Below are 734 nucleotides of genomic sequence, written 5' to 3'. Positions count from 1 at the left end.
GTCGTCCTTGGCGCTATTGATGCGCAGGCCCGAAGACAGGCGCTGCATGGACGTGGCCAATGAATTTTGCGAAACATTCAGGTTGCGCTGTGCGTTGAGCGACTGGACGTTCGTATTGATGATCGACGGCATGGGGATAGCTCCTTGAAAAGCCCAAATTCAAAACACCTGCAGCAGCCTGTACGTCACTGCCTGTGCCTGCGGTATTTGAGACCTCAGGAGCACAGCCCCCTCTATCTCATGGGGCTTTATTTTGAAAGGCGCTTTACAAAGCAAAGCCCGCATAAACCTTGCCATCCACCGCTATTTCTACCGACTACACAATGCAAACGGCGATGGAGCATTGCACTCCATCGCCGTTTTTCATGGGCAAACCGCAGCACAGACGCCAACCATGCCGCCAGAGTCAGCGCCCTGAAGGCGCATTTCCCAGACTCGCTTACCGCAACAGGGCCAGCACACCTTGTGGCAGCTGGTTGGCCTGCGCCACCATGGCCGTGCCTGCCTGCTGCAGCACTTGCGAGCGGCTCAGGTTGGCCGTTTCAGCCGCAAAGTCCGCATCCGTGATCCGGCTGCGCGAGGCCGTGAGGTTTTCGCCCGTGGCTTGCAGGTTGTCAATGGTCGAACTGAAGCGGTTCTGAATGGCACCCAGGGCGGCGCGGCTGGAGTTGATGCTGTTGAGCGCCGTGTCTATGGCCGAGATGGCCGTATTGGCGCCATTCACCGTGGAGATG

Annotated in this window: 2 protein-coding genes; both read right to left on the bottom strand. The window is 58.0% G+C overall.

Annotated features, from left to right (window positions below):
- Positions 1-132, bottom strand: a 132-nt coding sequence (locus tag PYV55_RS16020) for a flagellin N-terminal helical domain-containing protein (RefSeq protein WP_472924681.1), incomplete at its 3' end; no start/stop codon positions are given.
- Between the two features lie 307 nt (positions 133-439).
- On the bottom strand, positions 440-734 hold a 295-nt coding region (locus PYV55_RS16015), incomplete at its 5' end, for a flagellin (protein ID WP_275853228.1).

Origin of the sequence: Extensimonas soli, from assembly GCF_029211265.1 — a bacterium.
Classification (GTDB): Bacteria; Pseudomonadota; Gammaproteobacteria; order Burkholderiales; family Burkholderiaceae_C; genus Extensimonas; species Extensimonas soli.
Note: the sequence above shows the minus strand (reverse complement) of the source record. Positions and strands in the feature narration are given on the sequence as shown.